Source organism: Hyphomicrobium facile (genome assembly GCF_900116175.1).
GTDB lineage: Bacteria > Pseudomonadota > Alphaproteobacteria > Rhizobiales > Hyphomicrobiaceae > Hyphomicrobium_B > Hyphomicrobium_B facile.
The window spans coordinates 1,133,601-1,146,253 of sequence record NZ_FPCH01000002.1; the positions used below are offsets into that span (position 1 = coordinate 1,133,601).

At 58.7% G+C, this 12,653-nt stretch carries 12 protein-coding genes; 1 reads left to right on the plus strand and 11 read right to left on the minus strand.

Annotated features, from left to right (window positions below):
- Nucleotides 1–38: 38 nt before the first annotated feature.
- The 7 genes from BM399_RS12200 to BM399_RS12230 form a co-directional block, all read right to left on the minus strand.
- Nucleotides 39–818, minus strand: coding sequence for a glucose 1-dehydrogenase (locus BM399_RS12200; protein WP_092867950.1), 780 nt, complete (start codon nt 816–818; stop codon nt 39–41).
- Nucleotides 819–833: 15 nt separating this feature from the next.
- Nucleotides 834–1,610: an SDR family NAD(P)-dependent oxidoreductase gene (locus BM399_RS12205; RefSeq protein WP_092867951.1), complete on the minus strand. Its 777-nt coding sequence runs from the start codon at nt 1,608–1,610 to the stop codon at nt 834–836.
- Between the two features lie 3 nt (nt 1,611–1,613).
- The gene (locus tag BM399_RS12210; RefSeq protein WP_092867952.1) at nt 1,614–2,387 is read right to left on the minus strand and encodes an ABC transporter permease; all 774 of its coding nucleotides are present in this window, start codon (nt 2,385–2,387) and stop codon (nt 1,614–1,616) included.
- Complete coding sequence (locus BM399_RS12215) at nt 2,384–3,235, minus strand: ABC transporter permease (protein ID WP_177228143.1); 852 nt, start codon at nt 3,233–3,235, stop codon at nt 2,384–2,386. Before BM399_RS12215 ends, BM399_RS12210 begins: the two co-directional genes overlap by 4 nt.
- Complete coding sequence (locus BM399_RS12220; protein WP_177228144.1) at nt 3,232–4,299, minus strand: ABC transporter ATP-binding protein; 1,068 nt, start codon at nt 4,297–4,299, stop codon at nt 3,232–3,234. Before BM399_RS12220 ends, BM399_RS12215 begins: the two co-directional genes overlap by 4 nt.
- Entirely contained in the window at nt 4,299–5,444 is a 1,146-nt protein-coding gene (locus BM399_RS12225; protein ID WP_092867955.1) for an ABC transporter substrate-binding protein, read from the minus strand. The genes BM399_RS12220 and BM399_RS12225 overlap by 1 nt, the downstream gene beginning before the upstream one ends.
- A 68-nt stretch (nt 5,445–5,512) precedes the next feature.
- Nucleotides 5,513–6,454, minus strand: coding sequence for a dimethylarginine dimethylaminohydrolase family protein (locus BM399_RS12230; protein ID WP_244531205.1), 942 nt, complete (start codon nt 6,452–6,454; stop codon nt 5,513–5,515).
- Between the two features lie 157 nt (nt 6,455–6,611).
- Between BM399_RS12230 and BM399_RS12235 the strand changes: the two genes are divergently transcribed.
- Nucleotides 6,612–7,514, plus strand: coding sequence for a LysR substrate-binding domain-containing protein (locus tag BM399_RS12235; RefSeq protein WP_177228145.1), 903 nt, complete (start codon nt 6,612–6,614; stop codon nt 7,512–7,514).
- Between the two features lie 32 nt (nt 7,515–7,546).
- Here BM399_RS12235 and BM399_RS12240 read toward each other — a convergent pair whose 3' ends face one another.
- The 4 genes from BM399_RS12240 to BM399_RS12250 all read right to left on the minus strand — a co-directional run bounded on the left by BM399_RS12240 (nt 7,547) and on the right by BM399_RS12250 (nt 12,619).
- Complete coding sequence (locus tag BM399_RS12240) at nt 7,547–9,847, minus strand: Tex family protein (RefSeq protein WP_092867957.1); 2,301 nt, start codon at nt 9,845–9,847, stop codon at nt 7,547–7,549.
- Between the two features lie 189 nt (nt 9,848–10,036).
- On the minus strand, nt 10,037–11,128 hold the full coding sequence (locus tag BM399_RS12245; protein WP_092867958.1) for a glycosyltransferase: 1,092 nt from the start codon (nt 11,126–11,128) through the stop codon (nt 10,037–10,039).
- Nucleotides 11,129–11,304: 176 nt separating this feature from the next.
- Entirely contained in the window at nt 11,305–11,469 is a 165-nt protein-coding gene (locus BM399_RS21200; protein WP_177228146.1) for a hypothetical protein, read from the minus strand.
- Between the two features lie 103 nt (nt 11,470–11,572).
- Complete coding sequence (locus tag BM399_RS12250; protein ID WP_092868211.1) at nt 11,573–12,619, minus strand: cupin domain-containing protein; 1,047 nt, start codon at nt 12,617–12,619, stop codon at nt 11,573–11,575.
- Nucleotides 12,620–12,653 lie beyond the last annotated feature (34 nt).

Below are 12,653 nucleotides of genomic sequence, written 5' to 3' on the forward strand. Positions count from 1 at the left end.
CGCCTAACGCCGGATGGGCGGTGAACATCGCGCGTCCGCTAGCGGATGATGTGGCCGCCGTCGATCACGAGATCGCTGCCCGTCACGTACTTCGATTCATCTGATGCGAGATAGAGAATGCCATCCGCAATGTCGCTGGCTTCGCCGATACCCAGCGGGCAAATGCGGCCCCATTCGCTTTCGACAACGCTCGTATCGGGCAAGCCGCGATCTGTCGTCACTGCAGCGATCTCACGCTCCAGCATCGGAGTCATCACGACGCCCGGATGCACGGCGTTGACACGAATGTTGTATTTCCTATCGGCACAGTAGAGCGCAGCCGCCTTCGTGAAATGCCGCGATGCAGCTTTGGACGCGCAATAGGCGGCGTTCAATCCGTCCGCCACCATCGAGTACGTCGAGGACACGTTCACGATCGAGCCGCCGCGATCCTTCATGCTCTCGATAGCAACGCGGGTTCCGATGAAGGTGCCCTCGGCGTTGACGCTGAACACCCGGCGCCAGTCGTCGAGCGTCGTCTCCTCCAATCCTCGCGTGAGCTGGATGCCGGCATTGTTCACCAGAATATCGGGCGGTCCGAAACGCTGCATGGTCGCGTTGATGATCAGGCGCCAATTGGCTTCGCTCGCGACGTCGTGTTGTTCAAAATGGACGGTGCCGAAACGCGACAGCTCCTTCGCGGCAGTGTTTCCCGAGACCGTGTCGCAATCGGTCATCACCACCGAGGCGCCCTCGCGCACGAAGACTTTCGCCGTCGCGAGGCCTATTCCGGCCGCCGCACCCGTGACGATTGCGACCTTACCACTCAACCGGTCCAAAGCGTCTCTCCCCCTTCAACCAATGAAACTGCCACGATCGACGCCGAAGCATTGGCCCGTGATATCCGCGGCCGCCTCAGAAGCGAGAAAAAGGTACATTGGCGCTATTGCCGTTGCCGGCATGACGCCCGGTATCGGCTGACCGCGCAGGTGACTTTCGACCACCGCTTCTACCGAGGCGCCGGTTGCGGCCGCCTCGTCTCGTATGGTCCACATTGCGCCTTCCGTCTCAACCAAGCCCGGGCAAACGGCGTTGACGGTGATGCCATCGCGGCCGAGCTCCATGGCGAGTGATCGCATGAAACCCACAACTGCGTGCTTCGAGGCGGCATAGCCGGAATATCCCGCAGCCCCTGTGCGGCCCCATATCGAAGCGGTTATGATGATGGAGCCGCCGCGGGGAATACGCGGAAGCGCTTCGCGCGTGACGTAGTAGGTGCCCATGACGTTCACATCGATGACCTTGCGGAATTCGGCATCGACTTTGTCATTGGCCGCTAAAATTGGCGTCGCCGGCTGATATCCGGCGTTATTGATGACGACGTCAAAGCGTTCGATGCCGGCGAGCGACGCTCGCACCTGCTCCTGATCGGAGATATCGCATTGGAGTGCCCGGACCGGCCGCCCGAAGCGCTTCTCGAGATCTGCGCCGGCTTTGTGGATGCCGTCATTTTCAGCGAGTATGGAAATGTCCGCGCCAGCGTCTGCGAATGCTTCAGCGATTGCCAAACCAATCCCTTGGCTTGCTCCGGTGATCAGGACCGACTTTCCTTCGAAGGCGAATTTGACCATTCGTCAGCCCTTGTAGCGCGTGAGTTTGAACGCGATGACGCTGAGCCCGAGCGTCAGGACGAGCACCAGCGTGCCGAGCGCGTTGATCGTCGGGTCCAGGTGCGTTCGCAGCATTCCCCAGATCAAGGTGGGCAACGTCATCCCGCCGCCGATCGTGAAGAACGTGATGACGAAATCGTCGAGCGAGATTGCCATCGAGAGAAGCGTCGCGCCAATGAGGCTCGGCGCGATCAGCGGCAGCGTTATCGTGAAGAAGATCTGCAGCGAGGAAGCGCCAAGATCGCGGGCGCTGTCGATGAGGGAACGGTCGAACGCGGTCAAGCGCGCGTAGATGATCAGGATAACGAACGGCTGGGTGAAAATGAGATGGCTCGGGATAACGGTGCCAAGTCCCAACGGGATGCGGGTCGCCGAAAATGCCGTGGCGAGCGCCAACGCGAGCACGAGCGGCGGCAGCATCACGGGAAGCGAGATCAATTGGGCGCCCAATCGCGACAACTTCCGATCGAGGGCGGTAAAGCCGAAGGCGGCGGCTGTTCCGAGGACCGCCGACAGCAGGCCGACGCAGGATGTTACGATCGCGCTGTTTTGGAGCGCGGCCAGGAAGTCGTCTCCGGCGAAGAGCTCGCGATACCACTGCAGCGTGGGATTGCCGAACGGCAGCGTCGCGTGCGGGTTCTCACCGAACGAGAATGCGACGACCAACGCGAGCGGAGCGACGAGAAACGCCGCCGATAAGATCCCAAATGTCAACCAACAGGCGGCGCGCAGCGTCATGTTGCGCACGCCTTCAATATGCGCCGGTAAAGCAGCGAGAGCAGCGCCACCACGAGCAGCGTCATCAGAAGCGTGGCAAACGCGAGGGCTGCGCCGACCGGCGCGTTCATGCGGTTGACGAACTGGCTCTGAATGAAGTTTCCGATCATGAACGTATCCGTTCCGCCGACCAGTTGCGGCGTGACGTAATCCCCAGCGCTGACGAAAAACGCGAGCGCAAACGCTGTGAGAATGCCCCGCTCGCACTGGGGCAGGATCACGTCGATCAAAATTCTTGAAGGGGGCGCGCCGAGATCGCGCGCGGCTTCGATGGGCGCATCGTCGACGCCGCGGAGCGCGGCATTGATCGGCAGGAGCGCGTAGGGCAGCAGGAAGTGCACCAGCGTTATGACGACCGCGAAAGGGCTATAGAGAAGCCACGAGATCGGCTCGGATATTAATCCTGCGGCCAGCAGCGCCTGGTTGATGATGCCCGTCGAACCGAGCAGTCCCTTCCACGCGTAGATTTTGACGAGGTACCCGCCAAACAGGGTGGTCAATGCGATAAACAGCAGGACATTTCCGAAGCGGCCGGCATAAAAGCGGATCATGTAGGCCATCGCGAACGCGAATACCGTCGTCACGACACCGACGAGTGCGGCGAGAGCCAAGGTGAAAACGATTGCGTGACGATATTCGCCGGCTGCGAGAAGATAATTGTCGAAACTCGCGTCTGTGACGAGTTTGTACTGGCGAACGCTCCAGAAGCTGACGACGAAGAGATAGAGGATCGGCGCGAAGAAAAATCCTGTCCAGACGAGGAAGGAGGGTGCAACGGCTGCCACATCTCGCGACCGTACGCTGCTCATGACTGTTCCAGAATATGGCAGGCGTCGCGCGACCAGGACGCAAACACTCGCTTGCCACTTTCGAGCGGGTCGCTCTGCCATTCCTGACGAGACCGATGCACCGTCAGCGTATCGCCCGTCTCCGCCGCAACGATCAGCTTCACATGGTCACCCATGAAGACGGCGTCGGTGAGTTGTCCGTATAGCGAGATCTCGGCCGCCGGCTTGACCTCAACCAAGCTTATGTCGTCGGGTCTGATCATCATCGCGACCGTGCCATCAGGCCCGGACGATGGAATGATATTGTCCGCCAATCGGCAGCTTCCGGATTGCCGCGTCAGTGAAAGAATATTGCTTTCGCCGACGAAGCCCGCAACGAAGGCGTTCGACGGGCGCTGATAAATATCTTCCGGTGTTCCCTCCTGGACAATCCGCCCCGCGTTCATCACGGCAACGCGGTTGGCCAGCCCAATCGCTTCACCCTGGTCGTGGGTCACGCAGATGAAGGTGCCGCCGATCTCGCGATGAAGATTGCGCAATTCGATTTGCATCGACTTGCGGAGTTGCAGATCGAGTGCGGCCAGCGGCTCGTCCAGCAGAAGAACGCTCGGCTTCATGACGAGTGCGCGCGCCAGCGCGACGCGCTGTTGCTGGCCGCCGGAAAGCGCGCGCGGCAGTCGGTCGGACAGCCCGGAAATGTGCATCATTTCGAGTATCTCGCCGACGGCCTGGTTCCGCTTCTCCGCCGGAACGCGCGCGATCTTCAAGCCATAGGCAACATTCTCCCGCACGGTCATGTGGGGAAAGAGCCCGTATCCTTGAAACACCATGTTCGTCGGCCGTTGCTCGGGACCGAGATCCGTCACATCCGCGCCGTTGATCTCTACCCTTCCCTGGTCGGACCTAAGAAAGCCTCCGATGACACGAAGAAGTGTGGTCTTGCCGCAACCTGAAGGCCCAAGCAGCGCCACGAAATCTCCGCGAGCGACCGACAGATCGAGCGGATGAAGCGCCACTTGGGTACCGAAGGACTTGGAAATTCCGGTTAGTCGCAATAGCGGCGTGTGCTCACTTGCAGACAACATCAACTCTTGAGCACCTTCTCCCATGCTTCCTGATAATTGTCCCAGATTGCCAAGTCGCCGTTGCTCTCGAGCGGATACATCGGAACAATCATCGTCTTTTGGGCTAGATAGTCGTCAAGATGGTCGTAGTCGTAAATGGCTTTGTTCGCTGCGTCCGTCGCCTGCATAGCTTCATCGGTTACAACCGGCATCGAGTTCGCGGTCGCACCGGCGAGCTGTCCTTCCTTCGATAGGGCATTGTTGATGAAGCGGTGCGCCTCATCGACGTGCGCAGCGCCCTTGCCGATGGCATATCCCTCGATGAAGCCCATGCTCTTTTCCTTGGGATAGGCGACCTTGATGTTCGCGGCCTCACCTACCCAGGTCGGTACGGGCTCCCAACCCTGACTGATGACCACTTCCTTGCTCGACAGAAGCTGGACCAGATCACCGTAGCTTGGCGCAATTGTGCGCAAGTGATTGCGTTTGAGATCGATCAGAAGATCGGTGACCTTCGTCAGCTCGGCCTTCGTCATCCTGTTCGGCTGCTCGATGCCCGCTACGCGTGCCCAAGCAAAGATGTTGCCGACATAGTCAGCGGTGATCGCGCACTTCCCTTTGTATTCGGGCTTGAGCATATCCGTCCACGACGTCGGCGTGGCCGCGAGATCTGCGTTGTAGAGCATGCAGATCGAGCCATAGGTCATCGGCACCGCGTACCAATGATCTTTCACCTTCATGTTCGGTTCGCAATAGCGGAGGATCGTGGCGTTGATCTTCGAAAAGTTCGGGATCTTGGCGAGATCGATCGGCTCCAGCATTCCCTGTTCGGCGAGAAAGCCATCGTGAATGAAGTAGGGCGTGCAGATGTCGAGCTGGGATGATCCGAGCCGCAGCTTTGCGATGACCTCGTCGGCACTCGATATGAACGTCTTTTGCAAGGTCAAACCGTCGGACTTGCCGAAATCGCCCGCGGCCAGAAATGAATCATATCCCTCCCAACCGAGGTACTTGAGCGCGGTGGCGGCAGATGCCGTGCCGCTGCGCAATCCTGCCGCCCCCACAGCCCCGAGACCAGCGGCGCCTTTCAGCAACTGACGGCGATCGAGAGAGGCGTATTGCAGAACGCGCGTTACACCATCAGGCTTTGCAGTATCCGACTTCATCTGTCCCCCTCGTCACCAAGATTTTCGAAGACCCTTGCGTTAGACTTGCGTGCTAGCTCGCGCCGGCCTCATTCCGGCAGTCGTCTCAGCTCATGACACGAGCAGTGGACACCGCCGCCGCCGAGCGCAAACATATCGTAGTCAACAGCGAACACCTCGAAACCTTCGTCCTTCAGGCGCGCGTTGACGTTGAGATTATGTGCCATCGAGAGCACCCGCTTGTTGCCCAAGCTGACGAGATTGCCGCCAAGCTGGACGCAGTCAGCGTATTCGACGCGAATGGATTTGATCCCGTGCTTCGTTTTGATGAACTCGAGGGCGTATGCCGGTAGTGCGTCTTCGCAGATCAACGCGAGACCTTTCTCGAGCATCACGACAACGGCATCCATATGCACGAACTGGTGCGGTATGGGCACGACGAAGACTTCCCATCCTTTATCTCTTATCCAGCCCGCGACCTGCTCAGCGCCTTCCTTAGTGGAGCGGCTGCCGGAGTAGCCAAGAAGAGCGACGCCCGGCTTCAGGATGACGAAATCGCCGCCTTCGAAATGTCCGGCCGTCACCCATTTCCAAATTGGAATGCCGGCGTTGCGGTAGAATTCGGAGACGACGGCATAGTCGCGGCGACGCGGCGGCGTCTGGATGCTTGCGACGACGGCGCCCCATGGCGTCATGAAGCTCGAATCGCGGGTGAATACGCTCGCCTTCAGGCCCTCGTCGGCTTCAACGAAGTGACAGCGGACGCCATTCGCCTCGTAGATGTCGACCATCTGACGGTGCTGACGCATAGCCTTCTGCTTGTCGAAGACGTAGCCCATGCGCTCCTGGTTTTCCTGAGCGACATCAGAAATTGCGTTGAGCTTGGTCCATTCGAAAAAGTCGGGCTTTCCGAGCAGGACATCTGTGAGAACGCCGGTTTGCGCCGTGATGCCCCACTGGGGTTGCGCGTCGCCGCTCTTGGCCCCCTGCTCCTTCGTCAACGTCTCATTCAAATGACCGTCTGCTGGCATTGTCCCGTCCCATCGGCGTTTCTTCATGGGCAGGCTAAATGCAAATGAACTTGCTGCAATTGAGAAAAATATCCGTCTTGTGTAAGCTGAACTTACAATGTGCGTTCTGCAGGGAAACTATGCAGGCACATTTCGTCGATGCCCGGAGATTAGGCAGATGAAGAGATCGCGACTGCCCCTTCACGCTTTCCGAGCTTTCGAGGCCGCCGCGCAATTCAAGAGCCTCACTTTGGCCGCCGACGAACTTGGCGTAACGCACGCAGCGATCAGCCATCACATCAGAGGCCTTGAAGACCAGCTCGGCGTCGTTCTCTTCGATCGCACGACGCGCCCGATGAAGCTCACCGACGCAGGCGACCGGCTTCTAGAGGCGGTTCAAACCGGATTTGATCGCATTTCCGGAGCCATCGCAGAGTTCAGGGGGCAAGAATTCGAGGGCAATCTCGTCATCGTCAGCGTGCCGGGCCTCGGTGCGAATTGGCTGGCGGAGCTCATCGGCGAGTTCATCCTGATGTTTCCGCGGGTCAAGATAAGGATGATGACCAGCCCCTGGCATCAACCGAGCCCAATCGAGCATCCGGATATCACGATCTCATACGGCAGCGCGGAGCAGGCGGGACGGCGCGTGACGCTGCTCGGGCAGTCCGATTTTTTTCCGGTCTGCAGTCCGCGGCTCTCCATCGCGCATCAGAAGAATGTGCGGCCGAAGGATCTGCTCGAATACACCATCATCCACGAGCACAACACCGATACGTGGACTCGCTGGTTCATCAGCTGCGGTGTCGCCATCCCAAGCCTGATGAGAGGCATCTATTTCGATGGCGCACACCTGACGATCCAGGCCGCCCGCGCCGGAGCCGGGATCGCCATGGGCGACATGCTGACGGTCGGCACCGATCTCAGAGAAGGCCGTTTGGTTCGATTGACGAACCAAACCGTTCCAATGGCGCATCCCTATTACGTCACGACACCGCCGATCGAGCGGCTCAAACCGGCGGCCAAGGCCTTCGAGGCATTCATTCTCGAGCACTACAGGAAGTTCGAGTTAGGCCAGGGCTGAAGACCTCAACCGCGGAATGTCGCGCGATCTCCTCAGCTCTTTCCGGATTCGCGCGCGCGGCGGAGAGCTGCGGCGAGTGCCGATTCTCCCTCGGGAGCTTTCGTGCTCGCCGCCGGAGTGTTTGAGCGACGAACATCAGAACGGGGATCGCGCGCAGGCGCGTGGCTCTCGATGGCTCCTGACTTCATCGTCAGCGCCACGCGCTTGCGGTCGACATCGACGTCCTTCACCCGCACCTTGACGACGTCGCCTGCTTTGACCACCTCGCGCGGATCCTTCACGAACTTGTCGGCGAGTTCCGAGATGTGGACCAGCCCATCTTGATGCACGCCGACATCGACGAAGGCGCCGAACGCCGTCACATTCGTCACCACACCCTCGAGCATCATGCCTGGCCGCAAATCGGCAATTTTTTCGACGCCCTCCTTGAATTCGGCGGTCTTGAACTCGGGACGCGGATCACGGCCAGGCTTTTCGAGCTCGGCGAGAATGTCCACCACAGTCGGAGTACCGAAGCGTTCGTCGGCGAACTGTTTGGGGTTCAGAGATTTCAGAAAAGCGCTGTCGCCAATCATGGCCTTGATCGGCCGCTTCATTTCTTTGGCGATGCGCTCGACGACCTCGTAAGCCTCCGGGTGAACTGCGGAAGCATCGAGCGGGTTGGCGCCATTCGCGATGCGCAAGAAGCCGGCGGCCTGCTCGTAGGCTTTCGGGCCCAGGCGCGCGACCTTTTTGATTTCCGTACGTCTCTTGAAGGCGCCGTTCTCGTTCCGGTGCAAGACGATATTGCTTGCAATCGTTGCATTCAGACCGGCAACCCGCGCCAGCAGCGGCGCTGACGCCATGTTGACATCGACACCGACGGAATTGACGCAATCCTCGACCACAGCATCGAGCGAACGCGCAAGCTCGGTCTGGTTGACGTCGTGCTGATATTGGCCAACGCCGATGGCTTTCGGTTCAATCTTGACGAGTTCCGCCAACGGGTCCTGCAAACGGCGTGCGATCGAGACGGCACCGCGCAGAGAAACATCGAGGTTCGGAAACTCTTGTGCACCGATCTCGGATGCGGAATAGACCGACGCGCCCGCTTCCGAGACCATCACTTTCGTGAGCTTGAGATCGGGCATTTTCTTCATGAGGTCGCCAGCAAGCTTGTCCGTTTCACGGCTCGCGGTTCCATTGCCGATGGCGATGATATCGACCTTATGTTTCATGCTGAGCGCGGCGAGAGTAGCCAGCGCGCCGTTCCAGTCGTTGCGCGGCTCGTGCGGATAGACGGTCGCGGTATCGAGAACCTTGCCGGTCTGATCGACGACGGCGACCTTGACCCCGGTGCGAATGCCCGGATCAAGCCCCATCGTCACGCGCGCTCCTCCCGGGGCCGCCAGCAAGAGATCCTTGAGGTTCGTCTTGAAGACGCCGATGGCGGCGGTGTCGGAGTCTTCCTTCATGCGCGCCAGAAGATCGGCTGCAAGCGAGCCATGCAATCTCGTTTTCCAGGCGAGCTTGGCCGTTTCGATCAGCCATTTGTCGGCGGCGCGATTACGCTCGGCAATGTTGAACGCCGTCATGATTTTTGCTTCGGCGGGATGCGCCTGCCCCGGCGCCAATTCGACGTCGAGATCGAGGTCGAGAAATCCTTCGTTGCGGCCACGCAAAAGAGCCAAGGCGCGATGCGACGGGATCTGGCGGGCAGCCTGACGAAAATCGAAATAATCGGAAAATTTGGCCCCTTCGGTCTCTTTGCCTTTCAGCACTTTCGACGTGACGAGCCCTGTCGACCAAAGCCACTGGCGCAGATCGCCGACGAGCTTGGCGTTCTCGGTCATTCGCTCAATCAGAATGGACCGCGCGCCCTCCAGCGCCGTCTTGGCGTCGCTCACGCCCTTATCGGCAGCGACGAACTTCTCAGCCTCTTTCGATGGATCGAGCGACGGATTGGCGATCAGCGCGTCAGCCAGCGGTTCAAGTCCGGCTTCGCGCGCGATCTGCGCTTTGGTTCGCCGCTTCGGCTTGAACGGTGCGTAGAGATCTTCCAGTTCAACCTTGGTATCGGCGGCGCGGAGTGCGCGTTCGAGCTCCGGCGTGAGCTTTCCTTGCTCGGTGATGCTCTTGAGCACAGCCGTGCGCCGGCCTTCCAGTTCGGTCAGGTATCCAAGGCGCTCTTCGAGCTTGCGTAACTGCGTGTCATCGAGGCCGCCGGTCTTCTCTTTGCGGTAGCGTGCGATGAACGGCACAGTCGCGCCATCGCCGAGGAGTTCGACGGCTGCCGTTACTTGGGCAACCTGAACGTTAAGCTCTTTGGCGATGCGGGTGTTGATCGAGTCCAAGCGATATCCTCTAGCGCAGTTTAACTTTGACGATACTCGGCCAGAGGGCGGAACAACAAAGCGCTCGCCCCAGAGGTGGCCGATGGAAAAAAGTTATAGCACCCGATCGCTCACATCAAAGCGGGCAAGAGACTTCTTGTCGCTTTGGCGCGTCATCTTGCCAGCCAAACGTGGGCGGCCTTCAGCGCTTCATCTCCAAGCAAAAACCTGGAAGAGCTTGTTGCGGACGCGTGGGCTTTGAGCGTCAACGCGAGCGCCCCGAAAGGACAGAAGGACGTTCCGCGCGACCAAAGCAATTTTCTTACGTAACGGCATTTCTTTCCAAAGCACTTTGTTTTGGAGCAAAAGGCCCATGCTCGGTTTCGAGGTCCCGACCTTTTTGACGATCTTATAAAGTTCCTTTGGATCGATACATGAAGTTATAATTGCGGGTTCGCGCGCCAACACCTTCGCGAATTCCTCATTCATAGCGTCGATTTGATGGGCGGGATTCTTGGCGCCTTTGATCTGATCGCCCAGGATTTCAAACCGCGAAAAGTTGTTGTTGGGGTGCAACCGGTAGAATCCGAGAACAGTCGGGATAACCAACGACCCCCCCACGACGTGCGCAAAGCGCGCGAAATAGTTGTCGGCCGATATTCTGATCGCCTCGGGCCGCTCGGGACGGATGAGCTTTATCACTGACGTTCGGAACATCATGCCCGACGTCGCCGACCAAGCCCAATTCCGATATGCCTTTGGAAGCAGAACCGCAGTCTGCTCCTCATCGCGCTCGGAGAGGGGAGAAATTTCGATATCTCTGCCTTTCGGTCTGAAAACGAAGCTGTTCGACAGAAAGGGAACTACGCCAGAAATCATTTGGCCGCGAAAATCTATCACCGCCATATTCGAACTCGTAAAGGCGCATCCAGCCGTGGCATTCAAATGATACCGGATGTGCGTTTTGACGAAATCGGGCTTCAGCAGATCGTCGCCATCGACCCAAACGATAAACGGAGCGGTCGATGCCTCCAAGGCGTCGAGCATTGCAGCCATCTGGCCGCCGTTACTTTTGCGCCCGATGAATTTCACATTCATTTCCGTCGCGTCGAGAAACTCTTGGATTTTGTCCGATGTTCCGTCCGAAGAGTGGTCGTCGACGACGACAAATTCGATATTTTCGTAAGATTGGTTGAAGGCAGAATTCAGGGCTGCCTCGACGTACGCCGCTTGATTGTGCGCACACACCGCGACGGTCACGCGCGGCATCGTGTAAAGGCTTCGGTCGACGATGTTCGGCATGCGCTCTGTCTCGAAGGTGCCCGGCCCGCACGGCCTTTAACATTCTTTCGATGCAGCTCCTCGAAATATTCGATCGCCGTCAAAAGGCTTTGTCGAGTTGCATCTTCGAGCAAGCAAAGTCCAGATCTCAGCTCGCCGCACTGCGATCCTTCCACTGATTTCGTAGATAAGGCCGTTTAGACGATGTGGAGGACTCTGGTCACGGCCCATAAGATAACGACAACGGCGAGGATGCCCAGCCAAATATTCTCGCGCCGGACAAACGCCGCAAGGACCAGCGCAACGCACGCGATAATCGCGATGATGTCGATTGCTTCGAAATAGTCGGTAAAAAATGTCATGTGAGATTCGCCGCGTTAGCCCATTGATAATTGCATTTACAGCGCGTGCAGGATCGTTCGCAAGGCGCGATGATACAGTCATCCACCGTTGTGAAGCGATTGATCAAGCTGTGCCACGCACAAAGAAGTGCTCGGCCGTGGGTAGCTTTCTGACGTCATCCATCGGAAGACCGAGATTCGTCGATATGACGTCGGGCGGGTTCGAGCTAATCCACGCGGACAGGTCATTGGCCTGATAGCGACCATTGTTGAATCCGACGAGGACCCTCAGCAGCCCGCCTCCCGTATTCTTGATGTAATGGCCGGTCCCCATCGGGGCGTACCCGACATCGCCTTGCTCGAACTCGTTCATGACGACGCTCCCTTCAGCCAGGAACACCGCCATTTCTGCCGATCCTTCGAGATAGTATTGCCATTCGTCGGCGCCCGGATGCCAGTGAAGGTCACGCATACCACCCGGTTCGATTTCGAGGACGGAGCCGGCCATCGTGGCGGAGATGGGGAACTCGTCGACGGTCACCGTGCGCTGCGTGCCGCCGCCGGGAGAACGCCGCGGCTGCTGCGCCATGAGCGGATAGCGATGCGTGCTCAATAGCGCCGGATCATGACGAGGGGCTGCATACGGCGAAACATCATTTGGTATGGGGCCAGGGCCTGCGAAATAGACTTCGCCTTTTGGGAGCTTAGCGACGACGTCGGCACCGACACCGAGGCTCTGCGCGGCGATCCCGGCCGGGGTTCGCGATAACCAGTCAGTTATGCTGAATGTGTGATCTTCAGAGAAATATCCGTTATCGAAGATGAGAATGAAATGGCATTCGCCTGGGCCGAGACATTGGATCGAATGGCCATATCCACGTGGAAAATACCACACATCGCCCGGATTGAATGTATCGATGTACGACGAGCCATCCGGATGCAGGCACGTGGTGCGGACGCAGCCTTTGACGACAAATCCCCATTCGGCGGCATTGGCGTGCCAATGTAATTCCCGCATACCGCCCGGGGCGAGCCGCATCGAGACTCCGGCAATTCCCTGGCTGACTGGAAATTGCTTCGCGGACGCTTCGCGCGTGCTTCCGCCCGGCTTGACGTGGGTGGCCGGCTCTTTTTCCAAGCGATAGCGGTATAGATTTTTCGGTGTGTCCACGTCCCTTTCCTCCACGCTGTCAAAGATCCAGCGC

Coding starts and splice junctions, on each gene's coding strand:
- BM399_RS12205 (WP_092867951.1), bottom strand. CDS start 1,610: ATGGTCAAATTCGCCTTCGAAGGAAAGTCGGTCCTGATCACCGGAGCA.
- BM399_RS12210 (WP_092867952.1), bottom strand. CDS start 2,387: ATGACGCTGCGCGCCGCCTGTTGGTTGACATTTGGGATCTTATCGGCG.
- BM399_RS12215 (WP_177228143.1), bottom strand. CDS start 3,235: ATGAGCAGCGTACGGTCGCGAGATGTGGCAGCCGTTGCACCCTCCTTC.
- BM399_RS12220 (WP_177228144.1), bottom strand. CDS start 4,299: ATGTTGTCTGCAAGTGAGCACACGCCGCTATTGCGACTAACCGGAATT.
- BM399_RS12225 (WP_092867955.1), bottom strand. CDS start 5,444: ATGAAGTCGGATACTGCAAAGCCTGATGGTGTAACGCGCGTTCTGCAA.
- BM399_RS12230 (WP_244531205.1), bottom strand. CDS start 6,454: ATGCCAGCAGACGGTCATTTGAATGAGACGTTGACGAAGGAGCAGGGG.
- BM399_RS12235 (WP_177228145.1), top strand. CDS start 6,612: ATGAAGAGATCGCGACTGCCCCTTCACGCTTTCCGAGCTTTCGAGGCC.
- BM399_RS12245 (WP_092867958.1), bottom strand. CDS start 11,128: ATGCCGAACATCGTCGACCGAAGCCTTTACACGATGCCGCGCGTGACC.
- BM399_RS21200 (WP_177228146.1), bottom strand. CDS start 11,469: ATGACATTTTTTACCGACTATTTCGAAGCAATCGACATCATCGCGATT.